The following is a 20,263-nucleotide window of genomic DNA, read 5'->3' on the forward strand; positions in this document are numbered from 1 at the left end:
GGTGTTTATCTGCACAGCTTTTTATCTGTACCCCCCAAACCGGTAACACAAGGATGTGTTACTGGCATGCTTATGTTCAGACCTCTTCTGTTTTCAGGTAGTCCAGCGACTTTTTGGTGTAGATATCATAGCGGCTGCTTTTACCCGACATCACCACCGTCGGCTTTCGTGCCGACAATGTTGGTGCCTTCCTCGGCCGTTTCACGACAACGCGATACTCCGCACAGGAGAGTGCAGGCTCCAGGAGCGTCTCCGCATCAGGGTCCTCTCCCACGAGATCGCGAAATGCTCTCATTTCCTTTTTAACCAGTGCCGATTTATCCCGGTGAGGAAACATCGGGTCCAGATAGACTACCGGTACCTGGTCCACACCTCGACCAAGCCAGTGCGCGGCATCGATGTGTTCGAGTGACATTCTGGCCATAATCGCCAAAAGCTCAGGATCCTCACTTTGATTCGCTTGTGCCAGGCCGACCGCAAGCAACTCAGACACGACCGGTGATCGCTCGATCATGCGTACTCGACACCCGAGACAGGCCAAAACGAACGCATCTCGACCCAACCCCGCAGTGGCATCGAGAATGTCCGGACGAATTCCGGGTTTCACCCCGACCGCTTTGGCAATCATTTGTCCGGCGCCGCCACCAAACTGCCGCCGATGCGCGCTTTTACCTGTCACAAAGTTTGCCTCTATTGGATTACCCAGGGTTTTATCCCGAGTATAGAGGCGAGCATTATCAGCGCTGTAGCAAAATACGTAATCCGCATTGGTTTTATCTGTAATATCCTGCTCGGAAAACAAAGACAAATAACTCACCTGCATTGCCTCGGCAAAGGCTTGGGCACGCTCTTCCCATGCAGTTGTCGTGCAAACCACCTGTAACTGAGTTCCAGACTGAACGGCATCCGTTCGATTTTTTCTATTTTTCATTTATTTTTTCTAATAACGATTCAAACCTTACAACGCGGGACGGCAATACACCGCAAATCATCACCGCGGTCGTGATATGAAAATGAGAGGCACATCAGGGTAAGGGTCAAACAAAAATATCGACACCCACTAGTTCACCACCGTTCTCATCGAACTCGGAAGACGCTTGCAATGTGCTTTGATACTGATTAAGCGCATCCTGAGTCCGCCTAGGTAATTCCTCCGGATCTCGAAAACGCTGTAATGTGATGGATTGGGCTTCTGATCGGGCTTCGACTTTCTTGTCAATTGCCTCTTGATCAATAATGACACGCTCGCCTTGCCGACGATTTTCATCGCGATCATTAATTGGACGTTTCTCAGTCGTCAGCTCGCGGCCATCTCGTGTATTGAGCTCCGGACGCTGAATCAAAGAAATTGTATTTGAATACCCAATATCAATCGGCATGTTTTAATAAGACTGATTCATGTTGCAAAGATTTATAAATGGCCCAGTCATTTTCCATATGACAATGGGCACCGGGATTGATCACATATTAATCAGTATAACGCTCAATTTTCCAAGGTTCAAAAGCTGATTTTAAAATTCACGATGATTTACATCCGCCTGACTTCAAGCAGTAAAATGAAGTGCCAGCAAAATCACTCCCAGAGCCAACCGATAGATTACAAACGGTGCGAAACCCATCTTGTCCAACACTTTCAGAAACAGGTGGATACAGCAATACGCACTTATGAACGATAGTACAGTTCCCAGAATTATGGTATCCCATTCGGCCGGTGTTCCAGTTTCATAGAGCTCTTTACCCAGCAGTAAACCGGCGGCACTAATCAGAGGTATCGACAACAAAAAGGAAAATCTGGCTGCAGTATCACGGCTCAGCCCCAAAAAAAGCGCTGCAGTCATGGTAATTCCGGAACGGGAGGTTCCCGGTATCAGGGCCAGCGCTTGAGACAGACCAATAATTAAAGCCGCTCTCCAAGTAAGGCTGGTCATCCCCTGATCAGATCGGGCAAAACGGTCAGAGAATCCCAATAATAAACCAAAGCCGATCGTAGTCACGGCAATCACCATTGTGGATCTTAACTCCGCTTCAATAAAATCCTTGAATACCAACCCCGCCAGCCCCGCTGGAATTGTAGCCAGAATGATCATCCACGCTAATTTACCATCCGGAGCAATGGCTGCTGGTCTGGTAACCAACTGTGGACAGCTTTTCAACCAGGCGAAAAAGAGCTGAGACACATCCTGACGAAAATACAATACCACTGCCAATAACGACCCGACATGCACGGCAACATCGAACGCTAATCCCTGATCCTGCCAACCCAGAATTTGAGAGGGCAGAATAAGATGGGCGGAACTGGAAATCGGCAAAAATTCGGAAAGCCCTTGAATCAGGGCGAGTACAACAGTTTGAATCCAATCCAATGGACTTGCTCCTTAAACAGACTTACGCTCGACCGGGTAGTTTTTTCCATGTTATTTCATTGCGTAAATACACTGGCTGAACATCCAGCGCCGAAATAACCTGTTTTTGTTGCCAGTAATGCTGCCCTAACAGGGCAACGTGTTCCGCCAAGGGAATTACCGTGCCGTCAACTTCAGAGAGCGCCGAACCGAGCAACGGGCGCAACCTATCTTCATAGCACCATCCGGATCCCACGCCAACTATCGGCAACGTCTCATCCAAATCCGGTATTTTCAGTTGCTCCGGGGCGACCACCAACTCCGCTCCAACTCGCTCCGGGGCAAGGAAATTGCCACTCACACGAAATATACCCCAGTAGATTTCGTTCATCCTGGCATCCAGCGCACAGGCAACATAACCACCTTTATCAGACAACCGGACATGGTGCTTACTCGCAAACGCGATTGCTTCCAGCGTGGACACCGGTATAACCGGAATATCAAGCCCGAAAGCAAGGCCTTGAGTAATACCCGCGGCTATTCTCAACCCCGTAAAAGAGCCAGGCCCCCGACCAAACGCGATTGCATCAAGGGCTGATTTTTCGATACCTGCTTCTGCCAGAACCGCCTCAACCATGGGTAGCGCAAGTTGCGCGTGTTGCCGGGGCTTATCTTCAACACGGGCAAAACAATGATCATCATGCAGCAATGCGACTGAGCAGGCTTCAGCCGACGTTTCTAGGGCCAAAATGGTAGGCATACCAATTTCCTGAATAAGTTTAAGCTTTCTTGAACAGTTACGCTCGGTTAAAACTGGGGTCTGTTGAAATAACAAAAAAGGGCTGATTAATATCAGCCCTTCTTCTGTCCTAACGCAACAGCCAGGAACAGGGATTCGAAACTATGGCCAGGCCTTTCACGGGTTTCAGGCCATTTGCTCGAAAATTTTATCCCGGATTTCCTCAACGGTTCCAACACCGGGTACGTGAACATAGCCCGGCGCCGCAGCCGCATCTTCAGCAGCCCAGTTCTTATAATAGTCCACTAGCGGTGCAGTCTGGGAATGATAAATATCCAAACGCTTGCGGACTGTACTTTCCTGATCATCCTCACGCTGAATCAACGCTTCGCCCGTCTCATCATCCATTCCTTCCACCTTCGGCGGATTGTAGATTGTGTGATAAACCCGGCCACTGGCTTCGTGGACACGACGACCGCTCAAACGCTTCACAATTTCTTCATCATCCACTGCAATTTCGATCACATGATCGATCTTGATACCTTTCTCTTTCAAGGCTTCAGCTTGAGGAATTGTACGAGGAAAACCATCCAGCAAGAACCCGTTAGCGCAGTCTGCTTGTGTAATGCGCTCTTCAATCAATTCAATGATTGTCTCGTCAGACACCAATCCACCTGATGCCATAACTTCTTTGACTTTTAGACCCAGAGGTGTGCCGGCTTTAACCGCGGCTCTCAGCATGTCTCCCGTGGAGATTTGCGGAATCTCATACTTTTGTGTAATGAATTGAGCCTGTGTGCCTTTACCCGCACCAGGGGCACCTAAAAGGATTGCTCTCATTTTCTGGATAGCTCCCATTTCTTATGAATTTAAACTACTGTAGTACGGGTCCGTAAAATACACACCGGGGATAAAAAAGAATTTAATCGCTCACCCAGTGCACACTACGCTGCTGAACTCACTCCAACCAGAGCGTTTGAATGCCTCTGAAAATATTGACGAACCCGTTTCTTCATACTCTCCTATTCCATGAGAATACGCTAAATTTGCAGACAGGGTTCCGCATTATACGGAGTCTCATGCTCGAGAGGAAGTGCTTCCGCACGACAAGAAGATGATGAGAATCAATTAAGCTTGATTCTCATCTGGGCAGACTGGATGAATAAGAGAATTTCTGGAACGATTGCACGCTTGAAGAAGGTGAACTGACAGGCTGTTACAGAATACCGTCAAGCAGATGCCATTTTCGAGAATATCCAGTAACCGGCTTCATCACTGTCCATGGATCGAATTGCCATCATTTCTTCGTTGCTCCACAATTCAGCAACAATATCCTGGGCAAGGTTACATTCACAAGAAACCAAATGTACCGTCAATGCCTGGGCCATGTGGTGGCGCTGTTTGCCTCGCGAGCCTGATACCCGTTTAAATATGCTGCGCGCACCTTCTTCCAAGGTGGTACACATGCCGCCCAAAATCGGGACCGTCTCTTCGCCCTTACGGCGCATTTTACGTTTCTTCTGGGCGATGATGTACGGTAAGACGGTGTTGAGAATATAGTTATGTTGGTGAGAATCCCCTTCACAGAACCGAACACCCTGCTGTTTCTGAATTTCTTCCAGATTTTTAATATGTTGCAATGTTTTATGCAGCGAGATACCAGCCGTAATTGAACTGCCCAGTGCAACTGCACCTGCCGTAGCAACTGCTCCAATACCCGTTGCTGAAAGGGCTACTGTTCCCCCTGTAATAGCGGTATAGGCAAGGGTCGACATACCGGTATTGGTTGCCGTAGAAAATGCGGACGAGCCTACGTTTACTACGCCCTTGCCGACGGTTTTAACCATCCCCCAGTCACTATGGGTTCGATCACAACGATGCACGCTTTTGACGTGCCCCCAGTTGTGCATATCCACTTCTGAGCGATCACACCAATGACGATCCACATGATTAAATGCACTATACAACTTGTCACCCAGTCCCATGGACTACCTCCTCACGGTTTGGCTTATCTTTTAAAATCAGTCATGTTTCTAAAAGCGTCTTCAAATTTAAAAAACCCTCACATATTTTCATAAACATCTCGAAATTAAATAATCAGATGGAACTTTTTGCAGGAATTTAACATTTTCACTTTAAATAATAATCATTATCATTTAATATTGACCGTGCTTGTGAGATTACCGACAGGGATGTCGACCATTTTAAAAAGCGTCTTACGATAAGCCTGTGGCGTAAAACCGGTTTGCCGCTTGAATGACTCCCGGAAGCTGGCCAGATCTGAGAAGCCACACGATGCTGCAACCGAACTGACTTTCATACTTGGTATCGCCAACTGATCCAACGCCTGTTGCAGCTGATGCTCCTGACTGATCTGCCGAAAACTGGTACCCGCCACCTGAAGCTTTCTGCGTAAGGTTCGGGGTGTCACCTTGAGTTGAACTGCCACATCATCCAATTTTGGCAGACCATCTCGATGTACAGCGAGCGCTGCCCGAACTTGCCAGCACATATCGCCTTTCTGTACCTGCCCTACCCGTGCCACCTCTTGTTCACACAACTTCAGTGCTTGTTGCTTTGCCACCAGGTTCCCCATTGGCAGGGGCCGAGTCATGGTTTCCAGACGAATGGCCAGCATGGTTTGATCGCAGTCGAATTGAACCGCACAGCCCAAATGCTGCTGATATTGGCGAGCGTGTTTAGGCGCAGGATAAGCAAGCCGAATCTCATCAAAGTGGAACGGCTGAGCAATGATATCCTGAACCTGGCTGGTCAGTGTCCCCAACAAAACCTCATGGGCAAATCTGGAGTTAAGTGGATATTCCATTTCCTGACGCTTGGTAATCTGGATTTCACAGCGCCCATTGATCATGACGGGATTCAATACAAACCGACTGCGTAACAATGTACGGTAACGGTTAGCTGTCTCCAACGCATCACCGAGGGTTTTACTACTGATCAAAGCCCCGGCAAGTACCCCCCAACGGGATAAATTCAATGCCTTTCCCAGTGCCAAGCCCAAGTCAGGTCTTTGGGCCAGGCGATACAGATTCCGGTATATCATGTCGAATTGATGCAATGACACCAGCGTATCCACCTGAAGCAAGTCACCCTCTTGCAGCCCGGTTCCCAAAAGCCATTGCTTTGTTTTTATGCCTTCACTTTTCATAAAACGACGAATCAAAAACAATTCAGCCGAAGGAAAAATCGCCTGGTCTTCAAATGTTGTCATAATCCGGGATACACCTTCATTTAATTGCTGCCTCTTACTTCAGATAACTACTATACCGTCCCCGGTAGGCAAGCGATAGCACACACAAACGCGTCTTCAGGTCATAAAGTATAGGTTTTGTGGCCAATTTGTGGCTACTCAATAGCCCGGAAAACCCGCTTCTTTTTAAATATCTGAAATGGCCGGACTATCGAAGATAAGCGAGAGGTAAACAATACAATGGAAAAAGCAACTGACCCTCTAACACTTTCCATGACTGAACGAGAGGCGCTGATACGCAGCACCATCAAAGACCGGGGTGAACAAATCCGTAAGGATCATCCCTTGCTTGCTAACAATGACTTATGTGGCATGAGCATCTTTCTGTTTGCCATATCTGGCGTACTGGTATCGGGCTGGGCCTATTGGCAAAGCCTGATCCCTGCCTGGATCTGCATTCCACTGGTGGCGATGTTTACATCCCTGCTACATGAACTGGAACACGACCTTATTCATTGGATGTACTTCAAGAAAAACAAAGCCATTCACAACCTGATGATGTTAGGGGTCTGGGTATTCAGACCCGGAACCATAAACCCCTGGGTTCGCCGACAACTTCATTTCCTGCATCATAAAACCTCCGGCACAGAACAAGACCTCGAAGAACGGGGTATCGGCAACGGCCATCCTTATGGCGTGTTAAGATTCTGGATTATGAGCGATACGCTGGTGGGCAACTTGTTCAGAATTCTGTTCACTTTTCCTCCAGAACGAAAAGCCCATGCATTGAAGGGACTGTTTCTTAAAAATTTCCCATTGGCAATTGCCACCGGAATACTTTGGTACGGCTTTTTGCTTTTTCATGCCGTTAATTTCCTGCTTCCTGCCCTGGGTGCAACCGTTGTCTGGTCAGAATCGACGTTGAACATCATGTCAGGCGTTAGTTTTCTCATCGTTACACTTATAGCACCGTTCTATTTGCGATCCTTTTGCCTGAATTTTATCAGCTCGAATATGCACTACTACGGCAATGTCAATTCCGTGATTGAACAAACTCAGGTACTGAACTCGCCTCTTTTCTGGCCGATGCAATTGTTCTGCTTCAATTTCGGCAGCACCCACGGTATCCACCATTTTGTAGTTGGTGAAACGTTCTATATTCGTCAACTAACGGCTCCCGCCGCCCATAAGGTCATGCGGGAACATGGGGTCCGATTTAATGATTTCGGCACCTTCAGACGCAACAATCGTTTCCAGCCAGAAACACCATCGCGACTCAGCCCGGCAGTTTCCGCCTGATACCGTAAACATAATATTCGAAAGAACCTTCAAGAGCGGCCCTGGACACCGGGTCGGTCTTGCCTTGTCTGCAACAACGTAATTGAAAAATAAAAAAACTGGAGTCACACATGTTTAGTAGTCGCAAATTTTCAACGCGCGGGCTGTTTCCGCGACGAAGCCTAAGCTTGGTCATACCGGCTTCAATTGCTCTAACGCCCCTCACCACTCAGGCGGTCGGTTTTGATATCGGGCCGGTGAAGGGTAGTTTTGGTTCAAGTCTATCCATCGGCGCAAGCTGGCGCGTCGCTGAAATTGACGGAGAAAATGTATCATCAGGGAACCAAAGCAATGGCTCGGCTCTGTCCAGTACCAATGATGACGGTGATTTAAACTTTGAAAACGACAAGACCTTCTCGAAAATTATCAAGGGGAATCATGAGCTCGAACTGAGCTATGAAAATTTTGGTCTATTTACCCGATTCAAATACTGGTATGACTTTGAGCTTGCGGACGAAAGCAGAGCACACGGCCACGGTCCGAACCAATATCAAAGTGGAACTGGACTCGACGATCGCGGGTTCAGTCGCTTGTCCCGATTTTCGGGCATCGAAGTGCTTGATGGCTTTTTATACAACTCGTTTTATATCGACGATCACCCGGTGGATATTCGTCTTGGCCGACAGGTTGTCAGCTGGGGAGAAAGTACCTTCATCCGCAATGGCATTAACATCGTTAATCCCATTGACGTTTCAGCTTTTCGCAGACCCGGTGCAGAAATTAAGGAAGGGCTGCTTCCAGTCAATATGCTCTACACCAATATAGGCATTAACGAAGCTGTCTCATTAGAGGCTTTCTATCAATTTGAATGGCAAAAAACACAACTTGATCCCTGCGGAACCTACTTTGCGACTTCCGATGTGATTGCCGATGGCTGCCAAACACTAACACTTGGCACCTCATTCCCGGATCAAATCCTGGCGGGTAGCGCAACCGGGCATCTAACGCGATCGAGCGATGTTGAAGCCTCAGACTCCGGACAATATGGTGTGGCATTGCGCTACTACGCACAAGCACTGAATGACACAGAATTTGGCCTGTACTACGTGAACTACCATAGTCGGCTACCTATTTTTTCAGTTGCAACCCTGGGCGGTGCTCCCAGTTACTTTGCAGAGTTTCCGGAAGACATAAAACTCTTTGGCCTCAGCTTCAATACCAATCTGGGGGGCTATGCAGTATTTGGCGAAATCAGCCATCGCATGGATATGCCGATACAAATCAATGCTACGGAAATTATCCGCGGACTGTTCGGCGCACTGGGACGGGTGGACCCCAACACATTTACACAACGAATCCAGCTGGGTGCTCGAACCGAAGGATACGACCGGGTTGATGTTACCCAGGCCCAGGTCAGCACCTTGAAAACCTACAACAGGATTTTGGGTGCCGACCGACTGGTAACCATCGGTGAAATCGGATTCACCCATATCCATGACAACCTTGATGACCACCCTTACGGCCGCTCGACAAATTATGGCCCGGGTGCACCCGGTGATGACGGTTTCATCAGCGAAAACTCATGGGGCTACAGATTACGAGCCACGCTCGACTACCGCGATTTGATTGCAGGTATCAATGTCGCCCCGCAACTTTCCTGGGCCCATGATGTTTCAGGCTTTTCGCCAACCGGTGGAGCCTTCAACGAAGGCAACAAGGCAATCAGTTTTGCCCTGAACGGGGACTATCAAGAAGCCTATCGGGCGGGCATTTCATACACCCAGTTTTTTGGCGGTGATTTCAATACGATTTCAGACCGCGACTTTATTGCCGCCAATATCGGTGTTTCTTTCTAGCTATCAACCACGGCTTAAATATCAACCACAGCTTAACAACTTGAGTCAGCAAACACGCCAAGAGAATAAAAAATGAAACCTTTGAATAAACTTCCGATCAAGTCAACTCGCTTAGTCTGTTTCATGGCGCTTGCCCTGTCACAAACGACGCTGGCAGCAGTAAGTGAACAACAAGCAGCACAATTGGGCGCTACTCTGACCCCAATCGGTGCCGAGAAATCCGGCAATTCAGACGCGAGTATTCCAGCCTGGACTGGCGGGCTAAACGCCGCCCCCTCTGGCTATATTAACGGCAGTCACATGATCGACCCTTATGCGTCGGATCAACCGGTCGCTGAAATCACTGCCCAAAACCTGGAGCAGTACCGGGATAAGCTCAGCCCGGGCCAAATCGGTATGTTCGAGCACTTCCCGAATACCTACCGCATGAAAATTTATCCGACCCGTCGAAGTGCATCTTTGCCGCAGTCGGTCTATGACAATGCGCTTTATAACGCCACTCATGCTGAACTGGTCGACAATGGCAATGGTTTAGCAAATTATCAAGGCTACATACCCTTCCCGATTCCAGAAAACGGGCTGGAAGTCATCTGGAATCACATCGCCCGCTACCGGGGTATGAGCTCAAAACGGGATATCGTCCAAATCATTACCCAGCGAAACGGTGACTATCACATAGTCAAAATGAACGAAGAAGTTGTGTACCCGGAACAAATGGAGGGCATGGGCGACGACGGCCAGAATATGCTGGTTTTTTTCAAACAAAGCGTCACGGCCCCGGCTCGTTTAACAGGCAATGTATTACTGGTTCACGACACCATAAATCAAGTCAGCGAACCCCGTAAAGCATGGATCTATAACGCAGGACAACGCCGGGTGAGACGGGCACCGCAAGTCGCGTATGATGGACCGGGCACATCATCGGATGGATTGCGCACATCAGACAACTTTGACATGTACAACGGTGCGCCGGATCGCTACGACTGGAAGTTGATCGGCAAACAGGAAATGTATATTCCTTACAATAATTACCGACTCGCTTCCGAGGACGTCAAATATGATGAAATAGTTCAACCAGGCCATATGAATCCGGACCTTATTCGCTACGAACTGCACCGGGTCTGGCGTGTCGAAGCCACTTTGAAAGATGGTACTCGCCACATTTATGGCAAACGAACCTTTTTCCTGGATGAAGACAGCTGGCAGATTTCGGTCGTGGATCACTACGACACACGGGGTGCACTATGGCGAGTTTCTGAAGCGTACGCCATGCAAGTCTACTACGCCAACGTCCCGATGAAAGCCGCTGAAAGTTATTACGATTTAACCAACAAGCGCTATCTGGTCATTGGTTTGCAGAATGAAGAGGACACACCCACTCAATACGGCCATGTCGCCAAAATGGTTGACTTCACGCCGGCTGCAATCCGTCGCTCTGGTCGTCGATAGCCCGACAAACCGAAGCACGTTCCCGCACAAGCTATCCCATGGCCTGAAATCTGCCGGTAGCCCCGGCAGATGCGATCAGGTCCGCATACTGGCGCCAGGTAACTCACTATAGCACTCGCTATACTCCTGACAGCATTAGGCGCGCCGGATTAAACTGCATGACCACAGCTTAATCCGGTCTTTTTACGCTAAAACCAGACCACTCAAACCTGATCGGTTACTGATTTAAACCGCATTTCAATCCCGATCAAGCCAGATTTCAAATCTCTTGCCCATCAATTCCATATTGGCTAAAAGTTGCACGATAAGCAGGCCTCGACCAAACTAGGAAGAACTCTTTTCGTCTTGCGGGCAGGAGAAGTTCAAATCATGAGGGTCTTAGCTTTTGGCCATGCAGTACTGATTTGTATACTGTGCGGGCTTTGCATAACCGTATCGGCAGCACAACCAGTCGTGCTCAAAATCGGCCTGCCCGATCATGCCAGTGCCATTGCTGAAGAATATGCAGAAGAAGTCGCCAAGGTTTACGAACAATTCGGCTATCAGTGGGAAACGTCTCGTGCACCCGCACGGCGTATATTGATTCAGGCAGACCGGGGCGATCTGGATGGTGTGATATTGGTCCCCGAAGTCGTTCGCGATCATTTTTTTAATCTGATCCAAATCAACGTTTCGGTGACGTCCATCGATATGATGGCTTTTTCCATGCCCGGGCTTGCTGAAGTCAAGCACATTGACGATCTGAAGGGATTAAAAGTGGGCTACTTGCTGGGCTATGAAACAACGGAAAGATTACTCCAGAATATCGGAGCACTCTCGGTAAGAAGCTATGACTTGCTGTTTGGCATGGTTCTCAAGCACCGCCTTGATATAGCGCTTGCGTTGCGGCGGGAGACCTTCCGGTTTGTCGAACATCATTCAGAGTTTGCGGTGATGAAGATGCATCCAACGCCGATAATTCGCGTGCCGCTATATCACTTTATCAATCGGAAGTATGAAGGACTGGTCGAGCAAGTTGAAGAAGCACTGACACGCCAGCTGGCCACTGGAGAACTGGAAAAGCGAATCTCGGATCACACCCCGAAATCGCCATTCCATTCAGCCCTTGACCAAACTCGGCCTAACGAATAACCCATTGAAGAACTTAAGCGCTTTGCCCCGGGGTTCGGATTTCTTTATCCGCAATAATATGGCGGCTAGCCTGCCAGATAAACAAACCGGTAAGCAATAGCGCAACGGGAATCAGATACATCGCATCATATAATCCCTGAGCCTTGAACACTTCGGTCATTTCAGACTGGCCCGCCAAGGTCATGTGATATTGCGCCAGTTGATCCGACAGTGCACCTACAACGATTGGCCCGAAAGCCCCCCCCAATAGATACATACCTGCAAAGTACACTGCGATTGCTGTGGAGCGCAACCTGGGCTCCACAATATCGTGAATAGTAGGGTAAACACTGGTGTAATAATTATAGTGTGCCAGCCAGCCAAAACCGAAAAGCACCACAAATGCAACCAGTGAGTGGTTACTGAAATAGAGCGCACCAGCCGTTGCCAGAGCCGCAATTACCAGACTCACAGCACCGACTGACAAACGCCCTCGCGGGGAAAATTGATGGCCTTTGTCCGCCAACCAACCACCAGCCGTCAGCCCTATCAAGCCGGTTATCCCGACAATCACACCGGTACACAGTGCCGCCTGCGTCAGGGATATCTCAAAATAGCGCTGCAACAACGGAACAAGAAAGCCATTCCCCGCGTAAGCGGCAAAATTAATCGTCACACCGGATAGAATTATCCAGAAAAAAGTGGGTATTTTGAGCAACTTTCTAATCGGATTTGCAACCACGTCATCGGCTAACTTTCGCTGCTCGCTTTGACCTCGCTCAGGCTCCTTGATGAAAAACATGGCAATTGCCAGAATAATCCCCGGCACCGCTGCGATCAGAAAAGGCGCCCTCCAGCTATCAAATGCGGTGATCATTGCCCCGACAGTGAAAAATGCCAAAACCAGCCCCAAAGGCAAGCCCAACATAAATATTCCCGTCGCTCTTGAACGCTTCTCCGGAGGGAACAGGTCACTGATCAATGAATTAGCCGCCGGTGCATAGCTGGCCTCACCTACCCCGACCCCCATCCGGACCATAAAGAAGGAAACATAATTCCAGGCAACTGCATTTAACGCCGTAAACCCGCTCCACACCACCAATCCCCATGCCATGATTTTTTTGCGGGAAATACGGTCAGCCAAACGCCCCAATGGAATACCTGCCACAGCATAGACCAATGTAAACGCGCCAGCGATCAGCCCCAACTGCAAGTCACTCAAGCCCCATTCCAGACGAATCGGCTCAACCACAATCGCCGGAATCGTACGATCAAAAAAATTCAACAAATTCGCGAGAAACAACAAAAAAAGCACTTTCCAGGCATTCGCGGCCTGGGGGGACTCACTCTGAGTGCAGGGAATAATTGTCTCCGGAATTGTTGTGGTTGATTGCTTGTTGCCAGAGAGGTCTCCAGGCGACAGATGAAGTTCAGATTGATTTGCCATATAAATGCCCTGCATGAAACCCGATGAAAGGGATTCTTTTTTATGTTTGTCAGCGGAACCGGTTTTTGAAGTACTAAGGCTAAATAGGGATCATAGGTAGAACATTAAGCAAAAAAGCAGGGTAACTTGATGATATTAATATGGATTCATCCTGCAATAAGGTAGATTGTTAGTCGTCAAACACACTACCGACCCTAAAGCAGAATGAATCAGCGTAAATTTACCACATTTCTTGAAAAACTCACCCATTCCCTCAACCCAGAAAAAATTACTGAAATCGCTAAACAAGAAGATTTCTGTGTGCGGCAGAGACGAATTACGCCTTTTAATCTAGTCACATGCCTGGTTGCAGTGATGGCCTCGAGCACCATAGAAAGTGTGGCAGACATTCAGCGGCGGTACTGCGAGTGGTCGGAGAGCAATATCTCTTATCGGGCCTTTCACAATCAATTTTCGAAGCCCGAGTTTCCTGAGTTTATGCGCGAAGTACTGTCATCACTCCTCACAGATTGGTTGCAACCCTCTCTGGCTTTTCCAGAAGGCCACTCTTTTCATCAGTTCAAACAGATTCTGATTCAGGATGGCAGCTCGTTTGCTGTGAAGGACTCGTTGAAGAAATCGTTTCCTGGTCGTTTCAAAACCATCAGCCCTGCCGCTGTTGAACTTCAAGTGACCATGGATCTTCTAGCAGATCAGCCCTGTTCTATCTCGTTGACCCCCGATACCGCCAGCGAGCGGGACTACCTCCCTGAGCCCCAAACGCTATCCGGGTGTTTGTTGCTGCTTGACCGGGGGTACTTCGATCTGGAGTGGTTTCAGAACTTGCAGGATACTGGAGGGTTTTATATCGCGCGGTGTAAGAACAACATTAATCCAGTCGTCGAGGCTGCTTATCGAGAAGATGGAAAAATGCTGAAGCACGTGAAGGGAAAGCCGCTGAAAACAGTGCAAGGCAAGCTGTTCAAGCGACAACGTACGGAATTAATTGTTTCCTGGAAAAAAGGAAAGCACACAATCACCGCAAGATTGGTTGCTTGTTGGATCAAGCGGGAAAAGAAATTCTCCTGGCTGATAACCAACCTTCCTCAAGAGCAGTTTTCTCTGGACGAGGTGAGTGAGGCTTACCGGCTTCGCTGGCAAATCGAGTTGTTATTCAAAGAGTGGAAATCCTATGCCAATCTACGGTGCTTTGATACCGGCAAGGAATCAATAGCAACCGGGCTAATCTGGGCGGCGATTACGGCGGCACTCATGAAGCGTTTTATTTGCCACAGCGCACAACGCATACTCGGCAAAGTGCTATCCACTCGAAAAGCTGCGATGTGCTGCACAGTGACTTTTTGCGATACGATGCTCGGCATCATGCGCGTTGACCGAAAAGCAACTAAGCTCAATGCGCGCAAATTGATTAACTTTCTTGGGCGTTATGCTGGACGTGCTCACCCCAAAAGAGACTGTGATTCGGGTAAATTCAGTTTGGGTCTACAGCTCTGTTAGGTGGCTTAATGTTCTACCTATGAAATAGGGATAGCCAGGCAGGCCACAAAAAAGTTAATGACTGGCCTTATACCCCACCTTTTTTGGCCGCAACATGCTCGATTCTATTAGCCAGCAAATATGGATCTGGGAAACCAAGGATTTTATCCCCGATAAAATGAATGGGCTACACTTGAACTATTCCAGAACAACGAGACGTAAACCCGCTAATGGCAGACACAACCTATACATCAATTGCAGATCTTCCACCGGTAATGGACAACGTGTACCATATTTTTCACGCGGGACTTTGCAAGCGCTTTACGTCCGCTTACCAGCGCATCGAACAGAGCCTGAGGGATGAAGCACGGTGTTCCAACAATATGGATGTCAAAGAAAATTGCGTCTTCGCGATCGAAGATGCCAAAGATCACCAGGAAGAAATTGCAAAGACATTTGCTGAAGCCCTGATACGGTCTTTTAGTGATTTCCAGAAACAGATCGAAATGCCCGAAGCAGCCCCTAAACCCGTCGCACCCAGCAAACTGGACTTGTCCCATCTAAGCCTGGTCGATGATGATGCACTCCAGGAAAAAATCGATACTCAGAGCATGGTTGCAAGCGCGATGAAGAGCTGTGAGTACCTGCTCATACCAATTACCAGTGGCATTGTGCAGGCTTACAGTTCAGCCCGGGTGAAACAGCTCGTTCACCCGTTATCTCCCACACGGGTGGGCGAGTGCCTGGAGCAAGCTCTAACACTGGGGAAGTTCAAGGGAACCGCGAGAAGCATTGTATTTCATCTCTTCCGGGAGGAACTTTTCGATAATCTGGCACCACTTTACAAAGAAGTGATTGATATCTTTCAAACGTTCAGTATCGAGTTGGCAATGCAACAAGCCCAAACCCGATCCCTCAACATTACAACACTGGAAGTCATGCCAGTTGACATTGGTTTCGGCGGAAGCACCGCCAAACCTGCAACTAAAAAAAGGGCTCAGGCAGTTTCGGACGCGCAATTACAGGCGCGCACTCAGCGCGATTCTGCGAATCCCCTGCAGATAGACGCAGAACGGATTACTCAGGAGCAACCTGGTAACACTGGAAGTGAGACTGGGCAGCAGCGCAACAATCCAAACGGTCATCCAACAAACAAAAACGACTCAGCTGCCCCGCCATACATTTCGGCGAAAGAGACGTTTATAGACATTGAAACCTGGCTCAGACAAAACCCCGTGCCGGATACATTAACGTTTGATGCCGGATTTACATCCAGGCTTAATTACGATGGATTATCTGAACACACAGAGGAAGACCGGACCATCATTTCCGTATCCACCAAACAACTGGATAAAATACTGGCCAACATTCAACTCGAAGTACTCCGTGATGACAGCGACTGGGTCATGAAACTCAGAGCCTATCTTGAAAGCCGATGCAACGACCTCGAAGTTTGTGTCATATCGCCCTACCAGGAAGGCTGTATCAAACTGGTCAACCATGCCTTGAATTATATCGAGAAAGAGTTTCACCCCGGAATTGCCCGTTACCTGAACTCCCTGCGGATCGCGTTTGTCCGTCTTGCGCTAACTGACAAAGCCTTCCTGAAAGAGAGTATGCACCCGGGAAAATCACTTTTCGACGGCCTGACTTATTTAAGTTATGGATTGAATCCCGGTGACAAACGTATTATCAAACAACTGTTCCGAGTGGTTCGGGCCTACAGTGACGGTCGCAGCGATGATATCGGCACCGAGGCAGAGGCACGCACACAGGCAGACAGACAGGCAGACAGACAGGCAGAACACTTTGCCCAGATACAGCACACGCTGCTGAACTTTATCGTATCAGAACGCAGTCGGATTCAAGAGCAGGAGAAAAAGACCCTGCTGGAACTCGCCGCCCAAAAACAACGCTATCTTGCGTTTAAAACCGCTGACGCATTCATCAAAACCCGTTTAAAAAGCGTATCACATCGTCTGGCATTTCATGAGTTGTTGCATACCGCGCTAAGACAGGTACTCGCCGAATCCTACCTGTCCGGCGGGGCAGACGGTGAACAGTGGCGGGTCACCAGCCAATTATTTACCGCACTGCTCTGGACCTCCCAAGCCAATGCGGACGAACATGACAAGCACAAACTACTACGTGCTCTGCCGCAACTGCTTATCAAGCTCAACACCTTTTTCAAAAAGCACAATATCGCACTGGATATTCAGTCGCTGATCGTTAAACAAATCACCGAAATACAGAAACTGATCACCGGTGGAGTCGATGGCCGGACACTAACAGATGAAGATTTGAGCCACAGCCAAACCATCACGTATCTGCTGCAAAAAATCAAAAATGAGACGCAAGAAGCCTACCGGGAAAAAAGCTTGATCGGAGCAGACCACACCGACCCGGCACCATTCCCACCGAGCGTTTCACAGGATACATTACAGCCTGGACAATGGCTTGCTTACTGGGTCGATAATAATATGCAAATGTGCAAATACATGTTCCACTTTTCCCCTCTGGACAAATATATTTTTTTCAACTGGGAAGGCGATAAGCAATTCGAACGCAGCACTCAACATGTCCAAGCAGACCTGGAACAGGGTTACGCCAAACTGCTGGATACGCCGATTCCGTTGGAGAGTGCATTCCGTTATGTAATGAAATTATCGATGGCTCAGATGCCGACACCATGACAGATCCTCTCGATGACCAGCGACCTAATCAGCGATCCAGCCACTCCAGAATAACAGGCCAGGTTTCATCCGGCGCAAATTTGCCGAGTACAAGATCATCATGCCCATAATCAACCTGCTCACCATAGGCACGCCCAAAGATACGATGCTCGGTACCAAAACGAGCCGCGGCCTCAGGTGGGCACTGCAAATCTGCACTCCCTGCCAGTGACAGAATCGGGAAACCGTACCCAAGCTGTTGCAACAAGGCATGGTAGTGATCACCGTTTGGTGTCGTGATGCCATCCCCGGAAATCGCTTTGGCAAGATCCAGCACGACCCGCCCACTCACGGGGTGTAAGCAAACCGCCGCCAATTTACGGTAGCGATCCAGTTCAATATTCTCTGGACACACCAACACCGGATCGATAGCCTTACGCGTGAACTGACTCCCCCACCCCGAGGCAATTGAAGGCCAATGGATGGGGATTGCAGGCAAAGCGTAGCATAACCGTTTTCATAAACCTGCTTAAACCTACTCATGGTTTAAACGAGCCTATCCCTACAGCGCAGGGTGCGCGGAAAGCAAGGTAGTGCTTTCCTGAATCAAGTCGGGACTCATGCCCGGTCTACCATCAAGGCGAGCCTCAACGGAGTAACTAACCCGATTCACACGACGAAAGTGACGCCAGCCACTCAGAAAATCTAATGATGTTTCGAGTGGTTGGTACCAACGCTGAAGTTTGTTGTAATACTGATAATCCCCGAGCGCCATCCTTACAGGCGGATGCTCGGCCTTAACGGTACCCTTCGCGTTAATACCAATGAGTTGTTTTGGCGGCTTTTCTTTAAAGCCATAATGCCGACGACCAATCACTAACGCGGCCGCATGGTGATCTGAAAAACCGTGTCGATCGCGATACTTCATCCGCCCCAGTAATGAGGTATAAGCCGGATTGACGTGATAAAGGCGTATGCCGCGTTTTATGCTTTGCGTTTCAAGCAAGTCCTTGATCTTGCCGTAAGCAAAGGCATTCAACATGCGGGCATACTGAGGATGATCCTGCTTTTGGTATTGCCGTTTCTTCTGCTGAAAATCCAGCTTTTCGATCACCACCGCTTTACCTTGCTGTGCGGCAAAGTCCATCAGGTCTCGTACGGCATCCCCAATAATGGCCGCCCGTTGAGCATCATTCTTATAGTGTAACGGTAAGTCAAACGTTCGGTGTTGCAGTGGGTTACCGTTCCGATCCAGCTCGACGACCGCTAAGTGATCCGGGTTGACATCCACACCAATGACACCTTGATCAGCATCGATCCACTCTGCTTGCTCTGTTGGTCCTGCCACTTCCACGCTAACGAGTAACCGCCAACCTTTTTTGTCTCGCTTAAATCGAAAACTCAGGGGTTGCCCTTTGATTGATTTATCGAGTTTTTTAACCTGATTCTGCCAGACGGCTTGGGCAATAGCCGTCTTACCATGCTTGAATTTCAGGCAATCAATGTTAATGGTCGTGCCGAACGTAGCGCGTAATTGATGGGGTACCAGGAGTTTTAGCTGGTAAGCATCATCTTGCTCACTGGGCGATAGCTGGGCATTTTGACAGCCCCAGGATTCATCATGAGAACCCACTAATAGAAATTCACGGTGTCGCGCTTCGTGCCAGCGACATTGCCAATCCCTTATCCCTTCATTGGATTTTAGTGTTTGTCGCTCTTTCAGCAGCTTTCGACCGCCGAAACAAATGGGGGTTTTATTTTCCTGTTTTTCGGCCACCAAGGCGGACTGCTTTTGCTGCCAACGATGCAGTTTCACTTCCTTCTGTCGTAGTGTGTTGCGAAGTTTTTTGGCCTGTTGCGGGCAGCCTTTCTCTGCAACATGATCACAGCGCTTCTCTAGTTTGTTGAGCGTTTTCTCCAGCTGTTTGATTTTAACTTCCAGCGTCACCAGCCGGTTGTTTCGATTGGTTTGGTAAGACTGGATTAAACCTTTAATGCTTTGCCGGACGCCTTGAAACACCCGATAGCTGAACGGCATCCCCATTTCATGCATAAACTGGGTACGACTCAATTGCTGGGCTTTAGGCTTTTGTAAGTTAGCAAACCAACGAAACTTCACTTGATTCCACAGCTCGGCATAGTGGCACAATGCCGCATCCTGCTCATGAATCAAATTAAGCCGGGTTTCAAAGGTGAGTGTTTTCGTTGGCGTATCCACTAGGCGACGGCTCGTTGATTTTTACGACTACGTGAACCATGCAAGCGAGCAATTTGCGTTTGCAAATCTTTTTTCTGATCATGAGAAGAGACGCGTGCATAACAGATCGTTCTGCGTTGCTTATCAGCAGTCGACTGACCGCAAAAGGCTAAAAGTTTATCAAGCGCGTAACGACGATGGCCACCAGGCGTACGGAAATCTGAAAAAAACCGTGAGTCTTTTTCCCAGCGACGAAGGGTGGAAACGGCCACACCCAGCAGAAAAGCGGCAGCGCCTATCGATAGAAATTCAGCCATGATCATCACCTCCATCCATGAGAAAATAATACTGTACAAGCTACTGTATATGAGTAGGTTTAGTCAAGTATTTCGTTAACTGTTAAAGCCCCTTGATATTCATTAAATGTCTGAATACCGTTGCAGTGCCACTATAATCGAGAGAAGATCCGATGGTTATGCCTTTCGC

17 protein-coding genes are annotated in these 20,263 nt (G+C 48.6%); 6 read left to right on the plus strand and 11 right to left on the minus strand.

Features of this window, described 5'->3' with window-relative positions:
• Window positions 1–76: 76 nt before the first annotated feature.
• From OLMES_RS21800 to OLMES_RS21830, 7 genes are all read right to left on the minus strand, one after another.
• Complete coding sequence (locus OLMES_RS21800) at window positions 77–931, minus strand: class I SAM-dependent methyltransferase (protein WP_232465172.1); 855 nt, start codon at window positions 929–931, stop codon at window positions 77–79.
• Between the two features lie 106 nt (window positions 932–1,037).
• A complete protein-coding gene (locus OLMES_RS21805; RefSeq protein WP_087463195.1) occupies window positions 1,038–1,379 on the minus strand; it encodes a hypothetical protein in 342 nt (113 codons plus the stop codon).
• Between the two features lie 165 nt (window positions 1,380–1,544).
• Window positions 1,545–2,363 carry an undecaprenyl-diphosphate phosphatase gene (locus OLMES_RS21810; RefSeq protein WP_087463196.1) on the minus strand — a complete coding sequence of 273 codons (819 nt, stop codon included), beginning with the start codon at window positions 2,361–2,363 and terminating at the stop codon, window positions 1,545–1,547.
• Window positions 2,364–2,385: 22 nt separating this feature from the next.
• Window positions 2,386–3,102: a tRNA (adenosine(37)-N6)-threonylcarbamoyltransferase complex dimerization subunit type 1 TsaB gene (gene tsaB, locus OLMES_RS21815; protein ID WP_087463197.1), complete on the minus strand. Its 717-nt coding sequence runs from the start codon at window positions 3,100–3,102 to the stop codon at window positions 2,386–2,388.
• A gap of 165 nt (window positions 3,103–3,267) precedes the next feature.
• Window positions 3,268–3,921, minus strand: coding sequence for an adenylate kinase (gene adk, locus OLMES_RS21820; RefSeq protein ID WP_087463198.1), 654 nt, complete (start codon window positions 3,919–3,921; stop codon window positions 3,268–3,270).
• A gap of 389 nt (window positions 3,922–4,310) precedes the next feature.
• On the minus strand, window positions 4,311–5,066 hold the full coding sequence (locus tag OLMES_RS21825) for a hypothetical protein (RefSeq protein WP_087463199.1): 756 nt from the start codon (window positions 5,064–5,066) through the stop codon (window positions 4,311–4,313).
• Window positions 5,067–5,233: 167 nt separating this feature from the next.
• A complete protein-coding gene (locus OLMES_RS21830) occupies window positions 5,234–6,313 on the minus strand; it encodes an AraC family transcriptional regulator (RefSeq protein WP_087463200.1) in 1,080 nt (359 codons plus the stop codon).
• A gap of 219 nt (window positions 6,314–6,532) precedes the next feature.
• Between OLMES_RS21830 and OLMES_RS21835 the strand changes: the two genes are divergently transcribed.
• The 4 genes from OLMES_RS21835 (at window position 6,533) to OLMES_RS21850 (ending at window position 12,006) form a co-directional block, all read left to right on the plus strand.
• A complete protein-coding gene (locus OLMES_RS21835; RefSeq protein ID WP_087463201.1) occupies window positions 6,533–7,591 on the plus strand; it encodes a fatty acid desaturase in 1,059 nt (352 codons plus the stop codon).
• Window positions 7,592–7,701: 110 nt separating this feature from the next.
• A complete protein-coding gene (locus OLMES_RS21840) occupies window positions 7,702–9,426 on the plus strand; it encodes a DUF1302 domain-containing protein (protein ID WP_087463202.1) in 1,725 nt (574 codons plus the stop codon).
• 72 nt (window positions 9,427–9,498) lie between these two features.
• On the plus strand, window positions 9,499–10,875 hold the full coding sequence (locus OLMES_RS21845) for a DUF1329 domain-containing protein (protein ID WP_087463203.1): 1,377 nt from the start codon (window positions 9,499–9,501) through the stop codon (window positions 10,873–10,875).
• Between the two features lie 369 nt (window positions 10,876–11,244).
• On the plus strand, window positions 11,245–12,006 hold the full coding sequence (locus tag OLMES_RS21850; protein ID WP_087463204.1) for a substrate-binding periplasmic protein: 762 nt from the start codon (window positions 11,245–11,247) through the stop codon (window positions 12,004–12,006).
• A 13-nt stretch (window positions 12,007–12,019) separates the two neighbouring features.
• Here OLMES_RS21850 and OLMES_RS21855 read toward each other — a convergent pair whose 3' ends face one another.
• Window positions 12,020–13,432, minus strand: a complete 1,413-nt coding sequence (locus tag OLMES_RS21855) for a spinster family MFS transporter (RefSeq protein ID WP_087464608.1) — start codon at window positions 13,430–13,432, stop codon at window positions 12,020–12,022.
• A 204-nt stretch (window positions 13,433–13,636) separates the two neighbouring features.
• Here OLMES_RS21855 and OLMES_RS21860 point away from each other — a divergent pair, with 204 nt between their 5' ends.
• Window positions 13,637–14,929, plus strand: coding sequence for an IS4 family transposase (locus OLMES_RS21860; protein ID WP_087459477.1), 1,293 nt, complete (start codon window positions 13,637–13,639; stop codon window positions 14,927–14,929).
• Window positions 14,930–15,138: 209 nt separating this feature from the next.
• On the plus strand, window positions 15,139–17,601 hold the full coding sequence (locus OLMES_RS21865; RefSeq protein ID WP_087463205.1) for a DUF1631 family protein: 2,463 nt from the start codon (window positions 15,139–15,141) through the stop codon (window positions 17,599–17,601).
• A 28-nt stretch (window positions 17,602–17,629) separates the two neighbouring features.
• Here the strand turns inward: OLMES_RS21865 and OLMES_RS21870 are convergent, their stop codons facing one another.
• From OLMES_RS21870 to OLMES_RS21880, 3 genes are all read right to left on the minus strand, one after another.
• Window positions 17,630–18,079, minus strand: a complete 450-nt coding sequence (locus tag OLMES_RS21870; protein WP_157678445.1) for a hypothetical protein — start codon at window positions 18,077–18,079, stop codon at window positions 17,630–17,632.
• A 63-nt stretch (window positions 18,080–18,142) separates the two neighbouring features.
• The gene (locus OLMES_RS21875) at window positions 18,143–19,798 is read right to left on the minus strand and encodes an IS200/IS605 family accessory protein TnpB-related protein (protein ID WP_087463207.1); all 1,656 of its coding nucleotides are present in this window, start codon (window positions 19,796–19,798) and stop codon (window positions 18,143–18,145) included.
• Entirely contained in the window at window positions 19,798–20,094 is a 297-nt protein-coding gene (locus tag OLMES_RS21880) for a MerR family DNA-binding transcriptional regulator (RefSeq protein WP_087464609.1), read from the minus strand. Before OLMES_RS21880 ends, OLMES_RS21875 begins: the two co-directional genes overlap by 1 nt.
• Between the last annotated feature and the right edge of the window lie 169 nt (window positions 20,095–20,263).

Source organism: Oleiphilus messinensis (assembly GCF_002162375.1).
Taxonomy (GTDB): domain Bacteria; phylum Pseudomonadota; class Gammaproteobacteria; order Pseudomonadales; family Oleiphilaceae; genus Oleiphilus; species Oleiphilus messinensis.

Excerpts from the sequence above, each read along its gene's own strand:
- OLMES_RS21850 (WP_087463204.1), top strand. The coding sequence starts at position 11,245 with ATGAGGGTCTTAGCTTTTGGCCATGCAGTACTGATTTGTATACTGTGC.
- OLMES_RS21830 (WP_087463200.1), bottom strand. The coding sequence starts at position 6,313 with ATGACAACATTTGAAGACCAGGCGATTTTTCCTTCGGCTGAATTGTTT.
- tsaB (WP_087463197.1), bottom strand. The coding sequence starts at position 3,102 with ATGCCTACCATTTTGGCCCTAGAAACGTCGGCTGAAGCCTGCTCAGTC.
- adk (WP_087463198.1), bottom strand. The coding sequence starts at position 3,921 with ATGAGAGCAATCCTTTTAGGTGCCCCTGGTGCGGGTAAAGGCACACAG.
- OLMES_RS21865 (WP_087463205.1), top strand. The coding sequence starts at position 15,139 with ATGGCAGACACAACCTATACATCAATTGCAGATCTTCCACCGGTAATG.
- OLMES_RS21800 (WP_232465172.1), bottom strand. The coding sequence starts at position 931 with ATGAAAAATAGAAAAAATCGAACGGATGCCGTTCAGTCTGGAACTCAG.
- OLMES_RS21845 (WP_087463203.1), top strand. The coding sequence starts at position 9,499 with ATGAAACCTTTGAATAAACTTCCGATCAAGTCAACTCGCTTAGTCTGT.
- OLMES_RS21825 (WP_087463199.1), bottom strand. The coding sequence starts at position 5,066 with ATGGGACTGGGTGACAAGTTGTATAGTGCATTTAATCATGTGGATCGT.
- OLMES_RS21880 (WP_087464609.1), bottom strand. The coding sequence starts at position 20,094 with ATGGCTGAATTTCTATCGATAGGCGCTGCCGCTTTTCTGCTGGGTGTG.
- OLMES_RS21835 (WP_087463201.1), top strand. The coding sequence starts at position 6,533 with ATGGAAAAAGCAACTGACCCTCTAACACTTTCCATGACTGAACGAGAG.
- OLMES_RS21840 (WP_087463202.1), top strand. The coding sequence starts at position 7,702 with ATGTTTAGTAGTCGCAAATTTTCAACGCGCGGGCTGTTTCCGCGACGA.
- OLMES_RS21860 (WP_087459477.1), top strand. The coding sequence starts at position 13,637 with ATGAATCAGCGTAAATTTACCACATTTCTTGAAAAACTCACCCATTCC.
- OLMES_RS21805 (WP_087463195.1), bottom strand. The coding sequence starts at position 1,379 with ATGCCGATTGATATTGGGTATTCAAATACAATTTCTTTGATTCAGCGT.
- OLMES_RS21855 (WP_087464608.1), bottom strand. The coding sequence starts at position 13,432 with ATGGCAAATCAATCTGAACTTCATCTGTCGCCTGGAGACCTCTCTGGC.